A 22490-nucleotide genomic window follows, 5' to 3' on the forward strand; every position below is an offset into this window, starting at 1 on the left:
GATGTGTGCGGATGCGCTCCCGGGCGGAACGCGTTTTCACATCCTAGTGGACTCACGCGAAGCCGCCTCGGAATCGTCGTCGTCGATCGCGCCCTCGAACTGCGCGTTGTAGAGCCGCCAGTACGCGCCCCTCGTCGACAGCAGCTCGTCATGCGTACCCTGCTCCACGATGGCGCCGGACTCCATCACGAGGATGAGATCGGCGTCGCGGATGGTGGAGAGCCGGTGGGCGATGACGAACGAGGTGCGGTCCTGACGCAGCCGCACCATCGCGCGCTGGATGAGCAGCTCGGTGCGCGTGTCCACCGAGCTCGTCGCCTCGTCGAGGATCAACAGCCGCGGATCGGACAGGAACGCGCGCGCGATGGTCACCAACTGCCGCTCCCCCACACTGAGGTTGGTCGCCTCGTCGTCGAGCACCGTGTCGTACCCGTCGGGGAGCGCGTGCACGAACCGGTCGACGTAGGCGGCGGAGGCCGCCTGCACCATCTCCTGCTCGCTCGCGTCGGGCCGGCCGTAGAGGATGTTCTCTCGGATCGTGCCGGCGAACAGCCACGTGTCCTGCAGCACCATGCCGGTGCGCGAACGCAGGTCGTCGCGGGTCATCTCGCGCGTGTCGAGGCCGTCCAGTGTGATGCGACCGGCATCGATGTCGTAGAAGCGCATGATGAGGTTCACCAGCGTCGTCTTGCCCGCCCCGGTGGGGCCGACGATCGCGACGGTGCTGCCGGGGCGCGCCGACAGGTCGAGTCCTTCGATGAGGGGCTTGTCGGGCGTGTAACGGAACGAGACGTCCTCGAAGTCGAGGTCGCTGGCGTCACCGGAGACCGTTCGGGCGGGCTCGGGGTCGGGTGTCTGCTCCGGCTCGTCGAGCAGCTCGAACACGCGCTCCGCGCTCGCGACGCCCGACTGCAGCAGGTTGGCCATCGACCCCAGCTGGCTCAGCGGCTGGGTGAACTGCCGGGAGTACTGGATGAAAGCCTGCACGTCACCGATCGACAGGCGGCCACCCGCCACCTGCAGCCCGCCGACGACGGCGATGCCGACGTAGACGAGGTTCCCGATGAACATCATCGCGGGCATGATGATGCCCGACAGGAACTGGGCACCGAAACTGGCCCGGTACACCGCGTCGTTCTCGTCACGGAAGTCGTGTTCGACCTCGCGCTGGTGACCGAAGACCTTCACGATGGCGTGCCCCGAGAAGGTCTCCTCCACGCGGGCGTTGAGGATTCCGGTGGCCTTCCACTGCTCGACGAACAGCTTCTGCGACCGTCGCGCCACGAGCACGGTCACCACGATCGTGAGCGGGATCGTGACGAGCGCGATGAAGGCCAGCAACGGCGAGATCACGAACATCATCACCAGCACGCCGATCACCGTCAGCAGCGACACGATCACCTGCGACAGGGTCTGCTGCATCGTCTGCCCGACGTTGTCGACGTCGTTGGTGACCCGGCTGAGCAGTTCGCCGCGCTGCACCCGGTCGAAGTAGGCCAGCGGCAGCCGGTGGATCTTGTCCTCCACCTGCGTGCGCAGGCGATGCATCGCGCGCTGCACGATGCCGTTGAGGATGCGCGCCTGCAGCCAGCCGAAGATGCTGGAGAACAGGTACACCGCGACCACCGCCATGAGGATCCATCGCAGCCGCTCGAAGTCGATGCCGGCGCCGGGGACGAAGTCCATCGCGGCGAGCATGTCCGCCTGCTCCTGGTTTCCCTCGGCACGAAGCGCATCGACGACCTGTTGCTGGGTGGCGCCCGCGGGCGCCTGCAGCGAGATGAAGCCGGCGAACACCACGTTGGTGCCCTCGCCGAGGATCTTCGGTCCCGACACCGACAGGGCGACGGAGAACACCCCCAGCACCAGCACGGTGATCAGCTGCGGGAGGTCGACGCGCAGCATCCCGAACAGCCGCCGGGCGCTCGGGCCGAAGTTCTGCGCCTTCTGCACGGGGGCGGTCATCGGGCCGTGGCCGCGCGGTCCCTGGCCGCTCATGCCGCCTCCGCCGCGAGCTGCGAGGCGACGATCTCGCGGTACGTCTCGCACGTCTCGAGCAATTCGTCGTGCCGGCCGATGCCGACGATGCGACCGTGCTCGAGCACGATGATCTGGTCGGCGCCTTGGATGGTGGAGACCCGCTGACCCACCACCAGCCGGGTCGCGTCGGGCAGGTGCTCGTCCAGCGCACGGCGCAGCGCCCGGTCGGTGCTGAGGTCGAGCGCCGAGAACGAGTCGTCGAAGATGTGGATGCGCGGGTTCTTCACCAGCGCGCGGGCGATCGCCAGCCGCTGGCGCTGACCGCCCGACACGTTCGTGCCGCCCTGCGCGATCGGGGCGGCGAGCTGCTCGGGCATCGCCTCGACGAAGTCCCGCGCCTGCGCGATGCGCAACGCTTGCCAGAGCTCGTCATCGGTCGCCTCGGCGTTGCCGTATCGCAGGTTCGAGGCGACAGTGCCCGAAAACAGGAACGCGCGCTGCTGCACGAGCCCGATGCGCTGCCACAGCTCGTCGGGATCGTACTCGCGCACGTCGACGCCGTCGATGCGCACCGCACCCCCGGTGGCGTCGAACAGGCGCGGCACGAGGCCGATGAGGGTGGTCTTGCCCGACCCGGTCGAGCCGATGATGGCGGTCGTGGTGCCCGGCTCCACGGTGAAGGTGACGTCGTGGAGCACCGCGTCGTCCGCGCCGGGGTAGGCGAAGTCGACGTGGTCGAACTCGATGCGCCCGCGGGCCGGCGGGGCGGCCACGGCGACGGCGGGGGCGATGACGGAGGGCTCGGTGTCGAGCACTTCGCCGATGCGGTTCGCGCAGACCGCCGCACGCGGGATCATCACGAACATGAAGGTGGCCATCATGACCCCCATGAGGATCTGCATCATGTAGTTCAGGAAGGCGAACAGCGTGCCGATCTGCACCCCGGAATCCTGCACCTGCGCCGCGCCGAACCAGATGACCGCGACGCTGGACAGGTTCATCACGAGCATGACGGCGGGGAACATCAGCGCCATCAGGTTGCCCGCCCGCAGCGCTGTCGCCATGACGTCCTCGCTGGCATGCGAGAACCGCTTGTGCTCCTGCCGCTCCCGCACGAACGCGCGGATCACTCGGATGCCGGTGAGCTGCTCGCGCAGGATCTGGTTGACCCGGTCGATGCGCCGCTGCATCAGGGTGAACGCCGGCACCATGCGCACCACGATCAGTCCCACGATCACCAGCAGCAGCGGCACGGAGACCGCCATGAGCCACGACAGCCCGACGTCCTGGCGCACGGCCATGATGATGCCGCCGATGGCGAGCATGGGGGCGGAGATCATGAGGGTCGCCGACACCTGCACGAGCATCTGCACCTGCTGCACGTCGTTGGTGTTGCGGGTGATGAGCGACGGCGCCCCGATCTGTCCGACCTCCCGCTGCGAGAATGCGACGACGCGGTGGAAGATGTCCGAGCGCAGGTCACGGCCGACGGCCATCGCCAGGCGCGACCCGAACCAGACGGCGATGATCGCGCAGACCACCTGTACGGCGCTGACGACCAGCATCACCCCGCCCGTGGACCAGATGACCTCGATGTCACCGGTGACCACCCCGTTGTCGATGATGTCGGCGTTGAGGGTCGGGAGCATGAGGGACGCGACGGATTGCGCCAGCTGGAACACCACGACCGCGACGATGAGCGGCCACATGGGCTTGGAGTACCTGACGAGGAGCTTGCCGAGCACGGCGGGTGCCTTTCCGGGCGCCGGGCGGCGGCGCACGCGATCAGACGCTACGCCAGCCTCGGGCACTCTGCCAATCGCTCGCCCTGCGCTGTCGGCGAACGACGCTCAGACGCGGGCGGCGGCGTGCGGGAGCGGTCATGCCGCCACGCTCGCGCGCGCACAGAAGCCCTCCGCGCGAGCGGAGGGCTTCTGTGCGGTCACGGCTGCTTCGGCGGTTCCGGCGAGGCAGGCGGTTCCGTGGTGGGCGGGGCCGCCGGCGGCTCCGGAGCTGCGGGGGGCGTCGTCGGCGCCGCGGGCGGCTGGTACGGCGGGGGCTGCGTCGCCGCGGGCGGCGGATAGCCGCCAGGTGCCGGCGGCGGCTGGTACCCGGCCGGGGGCTGGGCGGGGTAGCCGGGCGCTGCGGTGTATCCGCCGCCGACGAAGCCTACCCCCGAGTTCTGGGCCGGGATGCCGGACCAGGTCGTGGTGTCGCGCAGGAAGGAGTTGGCCCACGGCGCCGGCGGCACGGCGAGGCTCCACCGCGAACGGTCGAACGCGACGATGCCGAGCCACACGATGGAAAGGAAGATGTACAGCACGACCCACACCGGCTCCTTCTGGAGCTTGAGTCCGACGCGGTAGGCCGCGAGGGCCGTGTAGACCGCGGCCGCGAGACCGAACAGCCCGCCGATGCCGACGGGGGCCAGCACGCCGGCCGCCACCCAGGCGATCAGGAGCCACCAGGGGTTGAGGTCCCCGAGCTTGGCGAAGATCATCGTGTTGTAGATCGGCACCCAGGCGCGCCACTTGCCCTGGACTCCGGCTTTGTCGAACACCTTCATCATGAAGATGGACGACACGACGTACGCGGCGACCGCGATCAGCAACCAGATGAAGCCGAAGACCAGCAGCAGTGCGACCGCACCACCGTCGGTGTCATAGGGACTCATGTCGACCTCCGAAGTCGGGAGTGGCACTCGTGAGCGCCAACGGGGTGTGTGCCCCACGCACACATGCTAGCGATGCCCGGCCCGCGGCCGTGACGACGCGCTCGCCTGGCGCGGCCCGTCCTCGCTCCCTCGCGATCGCCGAGAACACCCCGGGCACGGCAGATCGGGCTGTTGGCTAGGCGAACAGCTGCAGTTCGCCGGCGTCGCCCCGCCGCACCTGCAGCGAGCTCTGCTCGGCCCAGCGCACGAAACCCGACTCCGACCCGATGCGGGGCCGCTCCGTCGCCAGACGGCGGATGAGGGCGCCCTTGGCGTGCTTGTTGAAGTGGTTGAGGGCGCGGACGGCACCGTCGGGCCCGGGCGACACGACGCGCACGTAGGCGCTGGGGACGCTTGCGGGCACCGGCCCGAGCCCGACGTAGGCCTCGGAGCGGAGATCGAGCACGAACGCGGGTGCGGCATCGGCCAGCGCCGTCGACACGGCGCTCGACCACACGCGGCGGAGGGCGGGCAGGCCCGGCAGCGACGCGGTGGCACCCAGACGGTAGGCGGGAATCGCGTCCAGGGCCGACACCGGCCCGAACGGCGCCGAGTGGATCAGCACGTGCGCGCCCAGCCAGCGCCGAGCGCGCGCGTCGAGCGATGCCGCATCCAGCGCGTCGTACAGCACACCGGTGTACCGGTCGACGGCGGGCATGGTCGGTGCGGTGCGCAGCGCCGCGTTGACGGCGATCTCGCCGTGCTGGCGGGCACCGAGCTTGAGCCGCCGCACCGCGTCGTCGGGAGCGGCGGAGAGCGCCACGAGCGCGTCGACCACGGCGGCACGTTCGGGGGCGAGCTGCGGGAACGCGAGTGAGGCGGCATCCCAGGGGGCACCAGAACCGCCGGGGTGCTTGGTCTCGGACGGGGGCAGCAGGATCAGCACGGGCCGGTCTTTCCCCGGCGCGGCGCGCCGGAACGGCCGAATGCACCGAAGGAGAGACCCCCTCGGTGCATTCGGTCGTGCGGTTCGGTCAGGAAACCAGCGCGGCGTGTCCCGCCACGATGGTCAGCTCGTTGTTCTCCATCGAGAGGAAGCCCTCGCGCGCGTCCGCGATGACCTTGCGGCCGTCCTCGGTCGTGATGCGCACCTGCCCCTCGGCGAGCATGGCGAGCACCGGCTCGTGACCGGGCATGAAGCCGATCTCACCCTCGACGGTCTTGGCCACGACGAGGCTCGCCTCACCGGTCCAGACCTCCGCCTCAGCGGAGACGAGGCTGACGCTCAGCGCCATGTCAGCTGTTCTCCTTCTGGATCTGAGCCCACTTCGCCTCGACATCGGCGATGCCGCCGACGTTGAAGAACGCCTGCTCGGCCACGTGGTCGAAGTCGCCCTTGACGATCGCGTCGAACGACTCGATGGTCTCCTTGATCGGGACCGTGGAGCCCTCGACGCCGGTGAACTTCTTGGCCATGTAGGTGTTCTGCGAGAGGAACTGCTGGATGCGGCGTGCGCGCGACACGACGACCTTGTCCTCTTCGGACAGCTCGTCGACACCGAGGATCGCGATGATCTCCTGCAGTTCCTTGTTCTTCTGCAGGATCTGCTTCACCGCGGTCGCCACACGGTAGTGGTCCTCGCCGATGTAGCGCGGGTCGAGGATGCGGCTGGTCGAGGTCAGCGGGTCGACGGCCGGGTACAGACCCTTCGACGCGATCTCACGCGACAGTTCGGTCGTGGCGTCGAGGTGCGCGAACGTGGTCGCCGGAGCCGGGTCGGTGTAGTCGTCGGCGGGGACGTAGATCGCCTGGAGCGAGGTGATCGAGTGACCGCGGGTCGAGGTGATGCGCTCCTGGAGCACACCCATCTCGTCGGCGAGGTTCGGCTGGTAACCCACGGCGGAGGGCATGCGGCCCAGCAGCGTGGAGACCTCGGAACCGGCCTGCGTGAAGCGGAAGATGTTGTCGATGAACAGCAGCACGTCCTGCTTCTGCACGTCGCGGAAGTACTCCGCCATCGTCAGAGCCGACAGTGCCACGCGCAGACGCGTCCCCGGCGGCTCGTCCATCTGGCCGAACACGAGGGCGGTCTTCTCGAAGACACCCGCCTCTTCCATCTCGTGGATGAGGTCGTTGCCCTCGCGGGTGCGCTCACCGACACCGGCGAACACCGACACGCCACCGTGGTCCTGCGCAACGCGCTGGATCATCTCCTGGATGAGGACGGTCTTGCCGACGCCGGCCCCGCCGAACAGGCCGATCTTTCCGCCCAGCACGTACGGCGTCAGCAGGTCGATGACCTTGATGCCGGTCTCGAACATCTGGGTCTTGGACTCCAGCTGGTCGAAGTTCGGCGCCTGACGGTGGATGCCCCAGCGTTCGGTGACCTCGACGGTCTCGCCGGGTGCGCCGTTGAGCACGTCGCCGGTCACGTTGAAGACCTTGCCCTTGGTGACGTCACCGACGGGGACCGTGATGGGGCCACCGGTGTCGCGCACCTCCTGGCCGCGGACGATGCCGTCGGTGGGCTTGAGGGCGATGGCACGCACCAGGTCGTCGCCGAGGTGCTGGGCGACCTCGAGCGTGATCTCGGTGGAGTCCTCGCCGATCGTGATCGTCGTCTTCAGCGCGTTGTAGATCGCCGGGATCGAATCGTGCGGGAACTCGATGTCCACGACCGGTCCGGTGACGCGCGCGACGCGGCCTGTGACCGTGGTCGCCTCGGGTGCGGTGAGAGTCATTGTCTTCTCTTTCGGTTTCTACTTGCCTGACGCCAGGGCGTCGGCGCCGCCGACGATCTCGGCGATCTGCTGCGTGATCTCTGCCTGTCGCGCGTTGTTGCGCAGGCGGGTGTAGTCGGTGATGAGCTTGTCGGCGTTGTCGCTGGCCGACTTCATCGCCTTCTGCGTCGCGGCGTGCTTGGCCGCCGACGACTGCAGGAGGGCGTTGAAGACGCGGCTCTGCACGTAGACCGGGAGGAGCGCGTCGAGCACGACCTCCGGGCTCGGCTCGAACTCGTACAGGGGGTACACCTGACCGGAAGCCGCCTCGTCGTCGGTTGCCTCGACGACCTCGAGGGGAAGCAGTCGCATCCGCTCGGGCGTCTGGGTCATCATGCTGACGAAGCGGTTGTACACGAGGTGGATCTCGTCCACGCCGCCGTCCTCGCCGCCGCGATCGTAGGCGTCCAGCAGGGCACCCGCGATCATCTCGGCGGTGTTGAAGTGCGGAGTGTCGGTGTCACCGGTCCACTCCCCTGCGGCCTCCATGCGGCGGAACTGGAAGTAACCCACCGCCCGGCGGCCGACGAGGAAGTACGACACTTCCTTGCCCTGCGAGCGCAGAAGCTCGGCGAGCTCCAGCCCTTCGCGCAGGATCTGGGAGTTGAAGGCGCCCGCGAGTCCCCGGTCGGAGGCGAAGATCACCACCGCAGAACGGCGGATCACCTCGCGCTCCGTCGTGAGGGGGTGGTGCACGTTGGAGTGCGTCGCGACGGCGGAGACGGCACGCGTCACGGCACGCGCAAACGGAGACGACGTGCGCACGCGCGCCATCGCCTTCTGGATGCGCGAAGCCGCGATGAGTTCCATCGCCTTCGTGATCTTCTTGGTCGTCTGAGCAGAACCGATCTTCTGCTTGTAGACCCGCAGTTGTGCGCCCATTGGCTTCCCCTACTGAGTCGTCAGCCTCGGCGGCCCTTGACGATCTTTTCCTGGTTCACGTCTTCGGCGTCCGCAGCAGCGAACTCCTCGTGACCCGGGTGGTTGATCGCCATGCCCTTGCCGGACTGGAACTCGAGCACGAACGCGTCGGTGAGCTTTTCGAGCTCCGCCGCGGTGTCGTCGTCGAGGACATTGGTTTCGCGCAGGGTGTCGAGGATCGACGTGTTGCGCTTGAGGTAATCCAGCAGCTCGCGTTCGAACCGCAGCACGTCCTCGACCTCGATCGAGTCCAGCTTGCCCTTCGTGCCGGCCCAGATCGAGACGACCTGCTCCTCCACGGGGTACGGCGAGTACTGGGGCTGCTTGAGCAGCTCGGTGAGGCGGGCACCACGGGCCAGCTGGCGACGCGAGGCCGGGTCGAGGTCGGATGCGAACATCGCGAAGGCCTCGAGCGAGCGGTACTGCGCGAGCTCGAGCTTGAGCGTGCCGGAGACCTTCTTGATCGACTTCACCTGGGCGTCACCGCCGACGCGCGACACCGAGATGCCGACGTCCACAGCGGGACGCTGGTTCGCGTTGAAGAGGTCGGACTGCAGGAAGATCTGGCCGTCGGTGATCGAGATCACGTTGGTCGGGATGTACGCCGACACGTCGTTCGCCTTCGTCTCGATGATCGGCAGACCCGTCATCGAACCGGCACCCAGCTCGTCGGACAGCTTCGCGCAGCGCTCCAGCAGACGGGAGTGCAGGTAGAAGACGTCACCCGGGTAGGCCTCGCGGCCCGGCGGGCGGCGCAGCAGCAGCGACACGGCACGGTAGGCCTCGGCCTGCTTCGACAGGTCGTCGAAGATGATGAGCACGTGCTTGCCGCCGTACATCCAGTGCTGGCCGATGGCGGAGCCGGTGTAGGGGGCGAGGTACTTGAAGCCGGCGGGGTCGGACGCGGGAGCGGCCACGATCGTGGTGTACTCCATCGCGCCGGCATCTTCGAGCGCACCCTTGACGGAGGCGATCGTGGAGCCCTTCTGCCCGATGGCGACGTAGATGCAGCGCACCTGCTTGTTGACGTCGCCGGACTCCCAGTTGGCGCGCTGGTTGATGATCGTGTCGATCGCGATGGCCGTCTTGCCGGTCTGGCGGTCGCCGATGATCAGCTGACGCTGACCGCGGCCGACGGGGATCATCGCGTCGATCGCCTTGATGCCGGTCTGCATCGGCTCGTGCACGCTCTTGCGCTGCATGACGCCGGGCGCCTGGAGCTCGAGTGCGCGACGACCCTCGGATGCCACGGCGCCGAGGCCGTCGATCGGGTTGCCGAGCGGGTCGACGACGCGGCCGAGGAAGCCGTCGCCGACGGGCACCGAGAGCACCTCACCGGTGCGGGTGACCTGCTGGCCGGCTTCGATGCCGGAGAAGTCGCCCAGGACGACCACACCGATCTCGTGCTCGTCGAGGTTCAGTGCAAGGCCGGCCGTGCCGTCCGCGAAGCGGACGAGCTCGTTCGCCATGACGCCGGGAAGTCCCTCGACGTGGGCGATGCCGTCGGCGGTGTCGATGACGGTGCCGACCTCGGTCGCCGCGGCCCCGGTGGGCTCGTACGCGGCGACGAAGTCCTTCAGCGCGTCACGGATGACGTCGGGGCTGATGGAGAGTTCTGCCATGGTCTTCCTTTGTGTCATGGGGCTGTGAGGCCCCGAAATCTCCGCTCCGAGGAGCGGCAAGCTCTATCCGGCCAGCTTCTGGCGCAGGTCGTGCAGACGGCTGGCGACGCTGGCGTCGATCACATCGTCCGCGATCTCGATACGCACGCCGCCGACGACCGAACGGTCGATGACGATGTTGAGCGAGATGTCGGTGCCGTAGCGCTGGGAAAGCGCCGCGGTGAGCCGCTTGGTCTGGGTGCGACCCAGCGGCGTCGCCGCGATGACCGTGGCGACCGAGCGTCCCCGCTGCTGAGCCACGAGCCGCATGGCCCGTGAGATCAGCTGGCGCACGCGGCGCTCGCGGGTCTGCTGCACCGCAGACGAGACGATGAGCGTCGTCGCCGCACTGGTGCGGCCGCTCAGGAGCGTCTCGATGAGCGCACCCTTGGCGGTTGCGTCGCCCAGGCGGCTGCCGAGGGCGAGCTCGAGTTCGGGGTTCGCCGCGATCGTGCGCGAGACTCCGAACAGCTCCCCTTCGATGTCGGCGTCCGGCTCCGCGATCGCGGCGACTCGGATTGCGAGTTCCTCGATCCCGTCGACCAGATCCGACGACGACGACCAGCGCTGCTGCGCGGCCGTGCTCAGCAGCGACACCGTCGCGGGCTGGAACGTCGCGCCGAACACGTCGGCGACGACCTTCGCCCGGGCGGCGGGAGCCGCCGACGAGTCCGCAAGCGCACCGCTCAGCTGCGACGATTCGCCGAGGGTGCGCGCCGCGGCGAACAGCTCACGGGCGACGCCCAGGTCGACCGACGGCACCGCACTGAGCGCCGCCGTCGTCGCCGCAAGGGCCTGAGTGGTCGCGCTGCCCATTACTTCGACGCCTCGGAGGACTCGAGGTCTGCGAGGAACCGGTCCACGACGGCCTGAGCCTTCGCATCGTCGGACAGGGTCTCGCCGATGACCCCGCCGGCGAGGTCGAGGGCGAGCGTGCCCACTTCGCTGCGCAGCGACACAAGCGCCGTCTGGCGCTCCGCCTCGATCTGCGAGTGCGCGGACGCGGTCAGGCGTGCAGCTTCGGAGGAAGCGGCATCCTTCGCCTCGGCGACGATCTTCTTGCCGTCCTCGCGGGCGGCTTCGCGGATCTCACCGGCCTCCTTGCGGGCTTCGGCCAGCTGGGCGGTGTACTGCTCGAGAGCAGCCTCTGCCTTGCGCTGGGCCTCGTCGGCACGGGCGATGTTTCCCTCGATCGCGGCGGCGCGCGCGTCCAGCAGCGTCTTCATCTTGGGAAGGGCGACCTTCCACACGACGAAGAGGATGATGACGAAGCAGACCGCGGACCAGATGATGTCGTACCACGCGGGGATCAGAGGGTTGGGCGTAGCCCCCTCTTCCGCGGCGTACGCGACAAGAGCGTTCAGCATCCTGTCTCCTTAACTGGTGGAGGGCGATTTACTGGAAGATGAAGTACGTGGCGATGCCGATGAAGGCGAGCGCCTCGGTGAAGGCGATACCGATCCACATCAGGACCTGCAGGCGACCTGCGAGCTCGGGCTGACGGGCGACACCCTCGATCGTCTTGCCGACGACGATGCCGACGCCGATGGCGGGACCGATCGCGGCGAGGCCGTAGCCCATCGTCGCGACGTTGCCGCTCAGCTCAGCGAGAACCGTAGTTGCGTCCACGGGGGTTTTCCTTTCGGTTATGGGCGGCTTCGAGCCGACCCGCTTTAGTGCTCTTCCGCCACCGCGAGCTGGATGTAGACCGCGGTGAGGAGAGCGAAGACGTAGGCCTGGAGGACGGCCACCAGGACCTCGAACAAGGTGAAGGCGAAGCCGAAGGCGAGCGAGCCCGCTGCCAGTGCCGACCACCAGCCGCCGAGGTCGAGCAGGAAGAACTGCGTCGCGGCGAAGAAGAGGACCAGCAGCAGGTGACCGACCATCATGTTCATGAGGAGTCGGAGGGTGAGGGTCACCGGTCGGATGACGAAGGTCGAGATGAACTCGATCGGCGTGACGATGATGTAGATCGGCCACGGCACACCCGACGGGAAGAGCGCGTTCTTGAAGAAGTTCTTCGGGCTCTTCTTGAGGCCGGCGTAGATGAAGGTCACGTAGCTGATGAGTGCGAGCAGCAGCGGCACCGCGACGATCGCGGTTCCGGCGATGTTCATGAACGGGATGATCCCCGTGAGGTTCATGAACAGCACCATGAAGAAGATCGTGGTGAGGATCGGCAGGAATCGCTGCCCGTCCTTCTTGCCCAGCAGGTCTTCGGCGATGTTGACGCGCACGAAGTCCAGGCCCATCTCGACGATGCTCTGGAAGCGTCCCGGAACGACCGTCATGCGACGGGTGCCGAGCCAGAGGATCAGGACGATCGCCGCAGTGGCGATGAACTGGATGAGGTGGATTCGGTTGATGACGAGATCGCCGAACTGGAACACGGCATCCGGGAAGAACTCGTCGATCGAGGGTCCGTGGAAACCGCCTTCGTCAGCGGTGGGGGCGATCAGGGTCGCAGCATGAATGAACAGCGCGGGCTCCAGCTTCGGGGCTCCGGTACAAGGCCGGTGCGACGATGGTCGGTGAGCGTCACTCGCAAATCCTCCGTGAGGATATGGGCGGGCGCACCAGTAACACTATCAAACTTGGGGAGTGCTCAAATCCGTTCCGAGGGACCGTCCGTCGGGTCGTCGATCTCTTCGGCCGTCGGCAGCGTGACATCGCTCGCGTGCGGAATGCGCATGCGCATCAGCACGATGACGTCGATGATGAGCGAGGCGATGATGCCGACGATGAGCGCGACGAAGAACACCGTCGGCTGCAGCCACGGCTGGCCCTGCAGCACCAGCAGCACCACGATGAAGACCCCGAACTTCACGATCCACCCACCGAGGACGATCGCGAAGAAGAACGGCACGTACAGCGCATCGCCGTACCAGCGGTTGGCGATGAGGATGCTGGCCCCGGTGATGGCGAGGAACGCGAAGGCGACCACCACTCCCCCGAGGGCGCTCCACAGTCCCTCGACGCCGGCGACGGCGAAGCCGGCGATGGCGCCGATGACGGCGAGCACGGCGGTGACGGCGGCCGACCACAGCAGGGTGGCGCGCAGCACCGGGGTGCTGGAGACGGGACTGGGGGTCATGCGGACTCCTGGAGGGCGGGTCGGGTGCGGCGGGTGGGGGTGAGGGTGACGACGAGGCAGGCAGCGCCCCCGAGCAGGCCGAAGGCGACGCCGGGCAGATACTGCCCTGGCCAGTCGGCCGTCGTCCCGATGTACATCAGCAGCACCGAGAGGCTGACCACGGCGGTCCACGCGTAGAAGACGAGCACGGCGTCGCGGTCGGTGTGGCCCATGTCGAGCATGCGGTGGTGCAGGTGCTTCCGGTCGGGCGAGAACGGCGATTTGCCGGCACGCATGCGACGCAGCACCGCCATGCCGAAATCGAGCAGCGGCAGCATGACCACCACGATCGGCAGCAGGATCGGGATGAAGGCACCCAGCAGCTGGGACCGGCCGAACTGGTCGGGGTCGCCGAGCAGCGCGGGGTCGAGCGAGCCGGTGATCGACACGGCCGAGCACGCCATCAGCAACCCGATCATGAGGGCTCCGGAGTCGCCCATGAACATCTTCGCGGGATTCCAGTTCATCGGGAGGAACCCGATGCACGCGCCGATGAGCACAGCGGCGATGAAGGATGCCATCGTGAAGTAGGTCGCCGAGCCCATGTCGCGCATCAGGAGGTACGCGTAGGCGAAGAAGACGACATTGGCGATGAGTGCCACGCCGGCGACGAGTCCGTCGAGGCCATCGACGAAGTTCACGGCGTTCATGACGATCACGATCGAGAAGATCGTCAGCACGAAGCTCACGGTGCTGGAGAACCCGGTGATGCCGCCGATCGGGAGCGTGTAGATCTGCAGCTCGCCGAACCACGCCACGATGCCGGCGGCGAGGAACTGGGCGCCGAGCTTGATGGTCCAGTCGAGGTCCCAGAGGTCGTCGGCGACCCCCACGATCACGATGAGGGTCACGGCGGCCAGCACGGCCCACGGCGCCGGGTCCGACCAGAAACTCGCGAACCGCGGGTCGGGGTGCATCGCAGAGACCGCGAACGCCAGCACGACCGCGAGGTACATCGCGATGCCGCCGAGGCGCGGCGTGGGTGTCGTGTGCACATCACGTTCGCGGATGCCGGGGTAGAGCTTGTACTTCAGGCTCAGCCGCCAGACTCCCCACGCGAGCACGAGGGTGACAGCGGCGGTCAGGATGATGATGAAGATGTACTGCTTCACGCCGATCCACCGACCGACGCGGCGGCATCGTCCGCCTGCTCGGGGTCGGCTGCCAGCAGGTCGCCGAGCACATCGCGCAGACGCGCACGGCTGATGGCACCGTCCCGCAGCACGCGCACCACCCGCTCACCGTCGCCGACGAGACCCGTCGCATCCACGATCGTCGAGGGGATGCCGGTCTCGCGCGTGCCGGCGTCGAGGTAGACAGCGACACTGTCCCCCAGCATGTCGACCGCCTCGTCGATCGCGACCGCGGCCGGTTTGCCGGTGAGGTTGGCACTGGACACCGCGAGCGGCCCGCATTCCTCGAGCATCTCCAGCGCGATGCGGTCGTCGGGCATGCGCACGGCGACGGTGCCGAACGTGTCACCCAGGTCCCACGACAGCGACGGTTGCGAGGGGAGCACGATGGTCAGTCCCCCGGGCCAGAATGCCTCGACGAGACGCTCGACAGGCTCCGGCACGTCGGCCGCGAGAGCCTGCAGCGTGGAGAGCCCGGGCACGAGCACGGGCGGCGGCGACTGGCGTCCACGGCCTTTGGCGGCGAGGAGGCGAGCCACGGCGGCCGGGCTGAAGGCGTCGGCAGCCACCCCGTACACCGTGTCGGTGGGCAGGACGATGAGCTGTCCGCGAGCGATCGCCTGGCGGGCCTGGCGGAGTCCCGGCAGCAGCTGGGCCTCGTCGCGGCTGTCGAAAACAGGGGACATGACCTGCCCATTCTACCGACGCGCCGTCGGTGTCGTCTGTCGCGGGTCAGGCGCGGATCGCGGTGGTCGCGCGGTCGCGCAGGGTGAGGTCCTGATGGGTGGCCGCCGCCCGCCAGCCGTCAGCGGCGAGGAGGTCGCGGATGGGCGCTCCCTGCCATTCGCCGTGCTCGAGCACGAGCGTGCCGCCGGGGTGCAGCAGCCGCGCGGCGACACCACTGATCACGCGCACGACGTCGAGGCCGTCTGCTCCGCCGTACAGTGCGGCCGGCGGGTCCCAGTCGCGCACCTCGGGGTCGCGCGGGATCGCCGCGTCGGGTACGTACGGTGGGTTGGAGACGACGACCGAGACCGTGCCGTCGAGCTCGGGGAAGGCCTCCGCCAGATCGATGAACGCGATGCGGGCGTTGGGTGCTCCCACCCTGCGGAAGTTCTCCTTGGCCCACACGAAAGCGTCCACCGAGTTCTCGGCCGCGTACACGCGTGCGTGCGGCACCTCGGTCGCCAGCGCCAGAGCGAGGGCGCCGCTGCCGGTGCCGAGGTCGACGGCGACGGGCTCGGGGGCGGCGGCCGCGGCCAACGCGTCGATCGCGATCTGGGCGACGGTCTCGGTCTCGGGGCGCGGCACGAACACGCCGGGGCCGACCCGCAGCTCGAGGTGGCGGAAGGGGGCGAGGCCGGTGAGGTGCTGCAGCGGTTCGCGGGCCGCCCGGCGGGCGAGCAGGTCGGCGTACTCGGATGCCGCGACATCGGCCATCACGTCGCCGCGGATGAGGGCCGCGTGAAGTTCGCCGCGTCCGATGTCCAGCACATGGGCGAGCAGCAGCTCCGCGTCGACGTCGGGCGAAGTCACGCCCGCGCGCTGGAGGAGGTCGACGGCAGCGCGCAGCGTGTCGGCGACGCGCGCGGATTCGGGTGCAGGGCGGGATTCGGGCATGAGCGGGTCCAGCCTAGACGCCGCTCGCACCCGGCGCAGACTGTCGTCACACCACCGTCATAAAGGGCCCGACCACCCGGGTGCGTCATAGGCTGGACCGACGATCTCCCGCGTACCCGCGCGGTTCCCCGACCCGCACGAAAGGCAGACCATGTCCGGCATCCATCCCGACATCACGAGCGCATTCGGCAACACTCCCCTCGTCAAGCTCAACCGCATCGCCGAGGGCCTCCCCGGTACGGTGCTGGCGAAGCTCGAGTTCTACAACCCCGCCTCCAGCGTCAAGGACCGTCTCGGCATCGCCATCGTCGACGCCGCCGAGGCCTCCGGCGAGCTCAAGCCCGGCGGCACCATCGTCGAGGCCACGAGCGGCAACACCGGCATCGCGCTGGCCATGGTGGGCGCGGCGCGCGGCTACAAGGTGGTGCTGGCGATGCCCGCGTCGATGTCCGTGGAGCGGCGCATGCTGCTCAAGGCATACGGCGCCGAACTCGTGCTCACGGAGCCTGCGGGCGGCATGAAGGGTGCCGTCGCCAAGGCACAGGAACTCGCCGCCGAGATCCCCGGCGCGGTCCTGGCCCGCCAGTTCGAGAACCAGGCCAACGTCGAGGTGCACCGCAAGACCACCGCGGAGGAGATCCTGCGCGACACCGACGGCAAGGTCGACTACTTCGTCGCGGGCATCGGCACGGGCGGCACCATCACCGGTGTCGGGCAGGTGTTGAAGGAGCGCGTCCCCGAGGCGAAGGTCATCGCCGTCGAGCCGGCCGACTCGCCGCTGCTGACCAAGGGCACCGCCGGTCCCCACAAGATCCAGGGAATCGGGCCCAACTTCATCCCGGCGATCCTCGACCAGGGCGTCATCGACGAGGTCGTCGACGTGGAGTTCGCCGACGCGATCGCCACCGCGCGCGAGGTCGGCGTGAAGGACGGCATCCTCGTGGGGATCTCTTCGGGCGCGGCTGTCTGGGCGGCGCTGCAGATCGCCGCGCGCCCCGAGGCCGCGGGCAAGAACATCGTCGTGGTGATCCCTTCGTTCGGTGAGCGCTACCTCTCGACCCCGTTGTACGAGCACCTGCGCGAAGAGTGATCCCCGGCCCGGGCGGCGCCGGCCGCCCGGGCCGCACCGTTTCACCTTCCCTCAGAAAGCAGGTCCGCGTGCCCGGCATCCACCCCGACATCACCACCGCCTTCGGCCAGACACCGCTCGTGCGGCTGAACTCGCTCACGGCGGGGCTGGCCGCGGAGGTCGTGGTCAAGCTCGAGTTCTACAACCCCGGCGCGAGCGTCAAGGATCGCCTCGGGGTCGCGCTCGTCGAAGCTGCCGAGGCGTCGGGTGAGCTGCAGCCGGGTGGGACGATCGTGGAGTCCACGAGCGGCAACACGGGCATCGCGCTGGCCCTCATCGGTGCGGCGCGCGGCTACCGCGTGGTGCTGACGATGCCGGCGTCGATGTCGAAGGAGCGGCGCACGCTGCTGAAGGCGTACGGCGCGGAGCTCGTGCTCACCGACCCGCACAAGGGCATGACCGAGGCGGTCGACACCGCGCGGCGCATCGCGGCCGAGACCCCCGGTGCGGTGCTGGCGCGTCAGTTCGAGCATGAGGCGAATGCTGCGATGCACCGCCGTACGACCGCCGAGGAGATCTGGGCCGACACCGATGGGCGGCTCGACTGGTTCGTGGCCGGGTCGGGGACCGGCGGCACCGTCACCGGTGTCGGGCAGGTGCTCAAGGAGCGCAATCCCGACGTGCAGATCGTGCTGGTCGAGCCGAAGGACTCCCCCGTGCTCAGCGAGGGTCGTGCCGGCGGCCACCGCATCCAGGGCATTGGGCCCAACTTCGTCCCCGACGTGCTCGACCGCTCGGTGGTCGACGAGATCTTCGACGTCGAGTTCGACGATGCCATCCGCACCGCTCGCGCCCTCGCGACCGACGAGGGCATCCTCGCCGGCATGTCGGCCGGGGCCGCGGTGTGGGCGGCGCTGCAGATCGCCGCACGCCCCGAGGCGGCGGGGAAGCGCATCGTGGTGATCGTGCCCGACGCGGGTGAACGCTACCTCTCGACCGCGTTGTACGCGCACCTGCGCGATGACGAGACGGTCGGCGCCTGATGGGTGTGCTGCGCGGCGCCGCGCGCCTCGTCGCGCGCGCTCGCGAGGATGTGAGGGCGGCGAAGCTGCGCGACCCCGCTGCGCGCAGCGCGGCGGAGATCGCGGTGCTGTACCCGGGGCTGCACGCGGTCTGGTCCCATCGCGTGGCGCACGCACTCTGGGTGCGCGGCGCGCGCTTTCCCGCCCGCGCACTGTCGCAGGTCACCCGCTGGCTCACCGGCGTGGAGATCCACCCGGGCGCGGTCATCGGGCGGCGGTTCTTCATCGACCACGGCATGGGCGTCGTCATCGGCGAGACCGCCGAGATCGGCGACGACGTCATGCTGTACCACGGCGTCACGCTCGGCGGCCGCACGCGCAACGGCGGCAAGCGGCATCCCACCCTCGAAGACCGCGTCGTCGTCGGGGCGGGCGCCCAGGTGCTCGGCCCCATCCGGGTCGGCGCCGGCACCACGATCGGCGCCAACGCCGTCGTGACCCAGGATGCCCCCGGCGACAGCGTGCTGGTGGGCGTGCCCGCGAAGGTGCGCCAGCGCGCCGCGGGCGAGCAGACCCGCGGACTGCTGACCGCACCGGAGTACCTGATCTAGCCGTGGCTGGCGAAGCGTGGATGCTCTGCTGAGAGGCTCGTGACGTGGCGGGGTTTCATCATGTCGAGGTCTGGGTCGCGGACTTCGAGACGGCCCGGGCGGAATGGGGCTGGCTCCTGGAGCGACTGGGCTTCACGCTCGGGAGCGAATGGCCCGAGGGCGCGTCGTGGGGTGCCGGGGGCTCATATCTCAGCGTGACGGTACCGCCGAATCTCACCGGGTCGACGCACGACCGTCGGGCGCCCGGGGTCAATCACCTCGCCTTCAAGGCCGGCTCCCCCGACGAGGTGGACGCGATCATGGCTGAGGCCCCGGAGCGCGGCTGGCGTCCGCTCTATCAGGACCGTTATCCGCACGCTGGTGGGCCCGACCACTATGCCGGATGGCTGGAGAACTCCGCCGGCTTCAAAGCCGAGGTCGTCGCAGACGAGGCTCGCGGCACACCGTCGACGACGGAGTCCTAGAACGGGGCCGGTTCCGCGGTGTCGGCAGCGTCGAGCGCGGCGGCCCCCACCGCGGCGGCCCCAACCGCGGCGGCGAGGGCAGTGAACTCCAGCATCCGGCGCGGCACGTCGGGGTAGACGCGGCCGGTGGGGCTGGTCCATTCCAGGATGCCGGTGGCGAGTTGGATGACGCTCCAGGCGGTGGCGTGCTTCATGGTGTGGTGCCGGAGGCACAGGTTCGCGAGATTGCAGAGCGTCGTCGGTCCACCGTGGGCGGCGTCGTGGGTGTGGTCGTGGTCGCACCGGTGCACGGGCCTGCGGCAGCCGAGGAACCGGCAGTGCTCGTCGCGGGCGTCGAGATGTCGGCGCTGCGCCCGGCTCGGCCGGTAGGTGTCGACGTGGGTGACGGCGCCGGTGGTGGGTGAGACGAACACCCGCTCCCAGGTCTTCGCGGCCGCGGCGAGCCGGCGGGCGGTGTCGGGGTCGATCGGCCCGTATCCGACGAGTTCGGCCGGTGTCGTCCCGGTGCCGGTGAGGGTGTCGGCGGGGATCACGACCTGCACGCGGGCGCGCACCCCCGATCCGGGCAGCAGGTCCCCGTCGAACCCGGGCCCGGTCGCATGACCGGTGAGCAGCAGATCGGTCAGCACGTCCGCGCGCACCTGATCGGTCGTGCGGGTGTCGGGCTCGACGGCCAGCGGCTCCTCCGGCGTCGCGCCCTCCGCGTTGTCCGCCAGGCCGACCAGAGGTAGCCCCTCGGTCCCGTCGGTGTCCCCCGTCGTGTCCGCCCCGCCACGGACCGCCGCCACATCCGCCGCTTCCGCCGCGGCCCGGCGCCGCGCCGCGACGATCTCGCGCGCGTACTCCGTCAAACGGTCGCGGATCGCGTACGTCAGCACTGCCGGGAGCACCGCCGCGAGCTCCGCCATCCCGTCGTCGAGATCCCGCACCCACACCCGCCGTTCCGCGGCCGCGTCGGTGTGGCGTTCCGCGAGCGGTACGGGGTGGAGTTTCTGGGCGATCATCGCCACGATGGGCCGCGCCCGCCCCGGCGTCTCGCGCTCGCACACCACCAATGCTGCCTGTTCGAACCTGGCCCGGGCCTCGGGGTCGGTGATGCGGGCCCCGGCATCCTGAATCAACCGCACGTGCCCGGTGTCGATGCGCCCCGTCCGCAACGCGGCCACCGTCGCCGCGAACCCGGTGACCAGCACCGTCGCGTCGTGCAGGCGGTCTTGCATCACCCGGTCCGACCGGCGCAGCACCGCCCCCACTTCGGCAGCGATCGCCCGCAACGGCATCTCCCGCTCCCGCCCCGCTGATGACGGCACCCGCGCGGTCTGTTCCGCCGCGATCGCATCCGCCCGCGCCAGCAACCCGAGTTCCTCGGCCTGCAACGCCGCGATCCGCCGCCGCGTCACCTCCAACCGCGACACCACGCCACCCAGCGACAATCCGTCGCGGGTGGCGGTGGCCGGTGAGGTGTTCATACCTCAATTCAACCGAGGGCCACCGACATTCACGCCGACAAACCCCCGACCAGTCGACAGATTGTGGATAACTCCGAAACTCGCCGCCTGGGGAGGAGGCGGCGCCCCGACGCGCCCGCCGCAGCACACGACCGGATGCCCCGGTCCAGCGCCGTCGCCGCGAAAGAGCGCCAGACCTCAGTCCTGCGTCAGACCCGCACCAGACGCTCGCCGCCCCGCACCGCGCCGCACCCCGACCGGCATCATCGGCACGGCGAGTCCGGCGAACGCGAGCAGCGGCCAGAAACTGCTCAGCACCACTGCAAGCACGACCCCGACGACGGCGACACCGATCGCCAGCGACCACACGGCCGCGCTCAGCCACGCCGAACCCTCACCGTCACGAGCTGTCATGACCGGACCCTACCCGAGCCCAACGCAGCGAACCCGCCGCCGCAGAACGAGACCTCCTACGCCCGCCGGCCGTCCCGCCGGTCCTCGGCCTTGCGCTTGATGAACACCATCGGCAGCAGCACGGTCGCGACCGCCGTCACGACCCAGACGATCACCGGCGCGAGGATCCACGACTGCGCGTCGGTGATGTGCATCCCACCGATGGGCAGCAGCACCACGATGAGCAGCGACACGAGCGTCGAGATGATGCCGATGCCACCCAACAGCGCCGGCGCGTAGCGGCGCGCGACCTTCGCGATCCACGGCGCGAGCACGCTCTGCAGCACCGCGAAGATCACGATGCACAGCACGAAGCCCCACCAGTCGGACCAGTCGATGCGGAAGCCGCTGAGCAGCGCGTCTGCGACGAGCAGACCGAGCGCGGCGGATGCCAGGAAGATCAGCGCACGCAGCAGGAACATGACCATGCGCCGACCCTAGCGCCTCCCGCGCGCGTCGTCAGGCGTCGGAGGCGAGCGCGGCCAGCCGCGCCTCTTCGTCTGCGGCGATCGCCGACTGCACGATCGGCTCGAGCGCGCCGTCCATCACCTGGTCGAGGTTGTACGACTTGTACCCGGTGCGGTGGTCGGCGATGCGATTCTCGGGGAAGTTGTAGGTGCGGATGCGCTCGGAGCGGTCCATGCCGCGGATCTGCGATCGGCGCGCGTCGGAGGCGGCGGCATCCCGCTCCTCCTGCTGCTTGGCCAGCAGTCGCGCGCGCAGCACCCGCATGCCCGCTTCGCGGTTCTGCAGCTGCGACTTCTCGTTCTGCATCGACACCACGATGCCGGTCGGCACGTGCGTGATGCGCACCGCCGAGTCGGTGGTGTTGACCGACTGACCACCGGGTCCCGACGAGCGGAACACGTCGATCTTCAGGTCGTTCGGGTCGATCTGCACCTCTTCGGGCTCATCGACCTCGGGGAACACCAGCACGCCGGTGGTCGAGGTGTGGATGCGTCCCTGCGACTCGGTGGCAGGCACCCGCTGCACGCGGTGCACGCCCCCCTCGTATTTCAGGTGCGCCCAGACGCCCTGCGCGGGGTCGGCACTGGAGCCCTTGATCGCGACCTGCACGTCCTTGTAGCCGCCGAGGTCCGACTCGTTGCGTTCCAGCAGCTCGGTCTTCCAGCCTTTGGATGCCGCGTACTGGATGTACATGCGCAGCAGGTCTGCCGCGAACAGCGCACTCTCGGCGCCGCCCTCACCCTGCTTGATCTCCATGATCACGTCACGGGCGTCATCGGGGTCGCGCGGGATGAGCAGGCGCCGCAGCCGCTCCTGCGTCGCGGTGACCTGCTCCTCGAGCGCGGGGACCTCGGCGGCGAACGCCTCGTCGTCCTTCGCGAGCTCGCGCGCGGCGGCGAGGTCGTCGCTCGCCGCGACCCACGCGTCGTGGGCCGCGACGATGCGCGACAGTTCGGCATACCTCCGGTTCACGCGCTTGGCGCGCGCCGCGTCGGCGTGCACGGCGGGGTCGGAGAGTTCCTCCTGCACCGCCCGGTGCTCGTCGATCAGCCCGCGGACGGAGGCGAACATGC

General features: G+C 69.2%; 24 protein-coding genes. 4 read left to right on the plus strand and 20 right to left on the minus strand.

Going from position 1 to position 22490, the window contains the following annotated elements:
* Positions 1-36 precede the first annotated feature (36 nt).
* From H9651_RS05560 to prmC, 16 genes are all read right to left on the minus strand, one after another.
* The gene (locus tag H9651_RS05560) at positions 37-1998 is read right to left on the minus strand and encodes an ABC transporter ATP-binding protein (protein WP_191718188.1); all 1962 of its coding nucleotides are present in this window, start codon (positions 1996-1998) and stop codon (positions 37-39) included.
* Complete coding sequence (locus H9651_RS05565; RefSeq protein WP_191718190.1) at positions 1995-3725, minus strand: ABC transporter ATP-binding protein; 1731 nt, start codon at positions 3723-3725, stop codon at positions 1995-1997. The genes H9651_RS05560 and H9651_RS05565 overlap by 4 nt, the downstream gene beginning before the upstream one ends.
* A 197-nt stretch (positions 3726-3922) precedes the next feature.
* Positions 3923-4654: a DUF5684 domain-containing protein gene (locus H9651_RS05570; protein ID WP_191718192.1), complete on the minus strand. Its 732-nt coding sequence runs from the start codon at positions 4652-4654 to the stop codon at positions 3923-3925.
* Between the two features lie 175 nt (positions 4655-4829).
* A complete protein-coding gene (locus tag H9651_RS05575; RefSeq protein ID WP_191718194.1) occupies positions 4830-5579 on the minus strand; it encodes a YaaA family protein in 750 nt (249 codons plus the stop codon).
* 88 nt (positions 5580-5667) lie between these two features.
* A complete protein-coding gene (locus H9651_RS05580) occupies positions 5668-5928 on the minus strand; it encodes a F0F1 ATP synthase subunit epsilon (protein WP_191718196.1) in 261 nt (86 codons plus the stop codon).
* A 1-nt stretch (position 5929) separates the two neighbouring features.
* On the minus strand, positions 5930-7375 hold the full coding sequence (gene atpD / locus H9651_RS05585) for a F0F1 ATP synthase subunit beta (protein ID WP_191718197.1): 1446 nt from the start codon (positions 7373-7375) through the stop codon (positions 5930-5932).
* Positions 7376-7393: 18 nt separating this feature from the next.
* Positions 7394-8296, minus strand: a complete 903-nt coding sequence (locus H9651_RS05590) for a F0F1 ATP synthase subunit gamma (RefSeq protein ID WP_191718199.1) — start codon at positions 8294-8296, stop codon at positions 7394-7396.
* Between the two features lie 20 nt (positions 8297-8316).
* Positions 8317-9957 (minus strand): F0F1 ATP synthase subunit alpha, encoded by a 1641-nt coding sequence (gene atpA, locus H9651_RS05595; protein WP_191718201.1) that lies wholly within the window; start codon positions 9955-9957, stop codon positions 8317-8319.
* Positions 9958-10020: 63 nt separating this feature from the next.
* Positions 10021-10812 (minus strand): F0F1 ATP synthase subunit delta, encoded by a 792-nt coding sequence (locus H9651_RS05600; RefSeq protein WP_191718202.1) that lies wholly within the window; start codon positions 10810-10812, stop codon positions 10021-10023.
* On the minus strand, positions 10812-11363 hold the full coding sequence (locus tag H9651_RS05605; RefSeq protein ID WP_191718204.1) for a F0F1 ATP synthase subunit B: 552 nt from the start codon (positions 11361-11363) through the stop codon (positions 10812-10814). The genes H9651_RS05600 and H9651_RS05605 overlap by 1 nt, the downstream gene beginning before the upstream one ends.
* Before the next feature lie 28 nt (positions 11364-11391).
* Positions 11392-11625, minus strand: coding sequence for an ATP synthase F0 subunit C (atpE, locus tag H9651_RS05610; protein WP_067163287.1), 234 nt, complete (start codon positions 11623-11625; stop codon positions 11392-11394).
* Positions 11626-11669: 44 nt separating this feature from the next.
* Entirely contained in the window at positions 11670-12455 is a 786-nt protein-coding gene (atpB, locus tag H9651_RS05615) for a F0F1 ATP synthase subunit A (protein ID WP_225216464.1), read from the minus strand.
* 146 nt (positions 12456-12601) lie between these two features.
* A complete protein-coding gene (locus tag H9651_RS05620; protein WP_191718206.1) occupies positions 12602-13090 on the minus strand; it encodes a hypothetical protein in 489 nt (162 codons plus the stop codon).
* The gene (locus H9651_RS05625; RefSeq protein WP_191718208.1) at positions 13087-14241 is read right to left on the minus strand and encodes an MraY family glycosyltransferase; all 1155 of its coding nucleotides are present in this window, start codon (positions 14239-14241) and stop codon (positions 13087-13089) included. Before H9651_RS05625 ends, H9651_RS05620 begins: the two co-directional genes overlap by 4 nt.
* Entirely contained in the window at positions 14238-14948 is a 711-nt protein-coding gene (locus H9651_RS05630) for an L-threonylcarbamoyladenylate synthase (protein ID WP_191718210.1), read from the minus strand. The genes H9651_RS05625 and H9651_RS05630 overlap by 4 nt, the downstream gene beginning before the upstream one ends.
* Before the next feature lie 46 nt (positions 14949-14994).
* Positions 14995-15882 carry a peptide chain release factor N(5)-glutamine methyltransferase gene (prmC, locus tag H9651_RS05635; protein WP_191718212.1) on the minus strand — a complete coding sequence of 296 codons (888 nt, stop codon included), beginning with the start codon at positions 15880-15882 and terminating at the stop codon, positions 14995-14997.
* Between the two features lie 151 nt (positions 15883-16033).
* Between prmC and cysK (H9651_RS05640) the strand changes: the two genes are divergently transcribed.
* The 4 genes from cysK (H9651_RS05640) to H9651_RS05655 all read left to right on the plus strand — a co-directional run bounded on the left by cysK (H9651_RS05640) (position 16034) and on the right by H9651_RS05655 (position 19048).
* Positions 16034-16972: a cysteine synthase A gene (gene cysK, locus H9651_RS05640; RefSeq protein WP_191718214.1), complete on the plus strand. Its 939-nt coding sequence runs from the start codon at positions 16034-16036 to the stop codon at positions 16970-16972.
* A gap of 68 nt (positions 16973-17040) precedes the next feature.
* On the plus strand, positions 17041-17994 hold the full coding sequence (gene cysK, locus H9651_RS05645) for a cysteine synthase A (protein ID WP_191718215.1): 954 nt from the start codon (positions 17041-17043) through the stop codon (positions 17992-17994).
* Positions 17994-18584 (plus strand): serine O-acetyltransferase EpsC, encoded by a 591-nt coding sequence (gene epsC, locus H9651_RS05650; protein ID WP_191718217.1) that lies wholly within the window; start codon positions 17994-17996, stop codon positions 18582-18584. The genes cysK (H9651_RS05645) and epsC overlap by 1 nt, the downstream gene beginning before the upstream one ends.
* A 44-nt stretch (positions 18585-18628) precedes the next feature.
* A complete protein-coding gene (locus H9651_RS05655) occupies positions 18629-19048 on the plus strand; it encodes a VOC family protein (protein WP_191718219.1) in 420 nt (139 codons plus the stop codon).
* On the opposite strand, the gene H9651_RS05660 is transcribed toward H9651_RS05655, so the two are convergent.
* The 4 genes from H9651_RS05660 to prfA form a co-directional block, all read right to left on the minus strand.
* Positions 19045-20517 (minus strand): HNH endonuclease signature motif containing protein, encoded by a 1473-nt coding sequence (locus tag H9651_RS05660; protein WP_191718221.1) that lies wholly within the window; start codon positions 20515-20517, stop codon positions 19045-19047. The genes H9651_RS05655 and H9651_RS05660 overlap by 4 nt on opposite strands.
* Positions 20518-20694: 177 nt before the next feature.
* Complete coding sequence (locus tag H9651_RS05665) at positions 20695-20910, minus strand: hypothetical protein (protein WP_191718223.1); 216 nt, start codon at positions 20908-20910, stop codon at positions 20695-20697.
* A 56-nt stretch (positions 20911-20966) separates the two neighbouring features.
* Entirely contained in the window at positions 20967-21377 is a 411-nt protein-coding gene (locus H9651_RS05670; RefSeq protein ID WP_191718225.1) for a hypothetical protein, read from the minus strand.
* 31 nt (positions 21378-21408) lie between these two features.
* Positions 21409-22488, minus strand: coding sequence for a peptide chain release factor 1 (gene prfA / locus H9651_RS05675; RefSeq protein WP_191718556.1), 1080 nt, complete (start codon positions 22486-22488; stop codon positions 21409-21411).
* Positions 22489-22490 lie beyond the last annotated feature (2 nt).

Source organism: Microbacterium pullorum (genome assembly GCF_014836535.1).
In the GTDB taxonomy this organism is placed as follows: Bacteria; Actinomycetota; Actinomycetes; order Actinomycetales; family Microbacteriaceae; genus Microbacterium; species Microbacterium pullorum.

Bases quoted from the DNA above. Each gene is read 5' to 3' on its own strand.
- H9651_RS05560 (WP_191718188.1), bottom strand. From the start codon at position 1,998: ATGAGCGGCCAGGGACCGCGCGGCCACGGCCCGATGACCGCCCCCGTG.
- H9651_RS05570 (WP_191718192.1), bottom strand. From the start codon at position 4,654: ATGAGTCCCTATGACACCGACGGTGGTGCGGTCGCACTGCTGCTGGTC.
- H9651_RS05580 (WP_191718196.1), bottom strand. From the start codon at position 5,928: ATGGCGCTGAGCGTCAGCCTCGTCTCCGCTGAGGCGGAGGTCTGGACC.
- atpD (WP_191718197.1), bottom strand. From the start codon at position 7,375: ATGACTCTCACCGCACCCGAGGCGACCACGGTCACAGGCCGCGTCGCG.
- H9651_RS05590 (WP_191718199.1), bottom strand. From the start codon at position 8,296: ATGGGCGCACAACTGCGGGTCTACAAGCAGAAGATCGGTTCTGCTCAG.
- atpA (WP_191718201.1), bottom strand. From the start codon at position 9,957: ATGGCAGAACTCTCCATCAGCCCCGACGTCATCCGTGACGCGCTGAAG.
- H9651_RS05600 (WP_191718202.1), bottom strand. From the start codon at position 10,812: ATGGGCAGCGCGACCACTCAGGCCCTTGCGGCGACGACGGCGGCGCTC.
- H9651_RS05605 (WP_191718204.1), bottom strand. From the start codon at position 11,363: ATGCTGAACGCTCTTGTCGCGTACGCCGCGGAAGAGGGGGCTACGCCC.
- H9651_RS05620 (WP_191718206.1), bottom strand. From the start codon at position 13,090: ATGACCCCCAGTCCCGTCTCCAGCACCCCGGTGCTGCGCGCCACCCTG.
- H9651_RS05630 (WP_191718210.1), bottom strand. From the start codon at position 14,948: ATGTCCCCTGTTTTCGACAGCCGCGACGAGGCCCAGCTGCTGCCGGGA.
- prmC (WP_191718212.1), bottom strand. From the start codon at position 15,882: ATGCCCGAATCCCGCCCTGCACCCGAATCCGCGCGCGTCGCCGACACG.
- cysK (WP_191718214.1), top strand. From the start codon at position 16,034: ATGTCCGGCATCCATCCCGACATCACGAGCGCATTCGGCAACACTCCC.
- epsC (WP_191718217.1), top strand. From the start codon at position 17,994: ATGGGTGTGCTGCGCGGCGCCGCGCGCCTCGTCGCGCGCGCTCGCGAG.
- H9651_RS05660 (WP_191718221.1), bottom strand. From the start codon at position 20,517: ATGAACACCTCACCGGCCACCGCCACCCGCGACGGATTGTCGCTGGGT.
- H9651_RS05665 (WP_191718223.1), bottom strand. From the start codon at position 20,910: ATGACAGCTCGTGACGGTGAGGGTTCGGCGTGGCTGAGCGCGGCCGTG.
- H9651_RS05670 (WP_191718225.1), bottom strand. From the start codon at position 21,377: ATGGTCATGTTCCTGCTGCGTGCGCTGATCTTCCTGGCATCCGCCGCG.
- prfA (WP_191718556.1), bottom strand. From the start codon at position 22,488: ATGTTCGCCTCCGTCCGCGGGCTGATCGACGAGCACCGGGCGGTGCAG.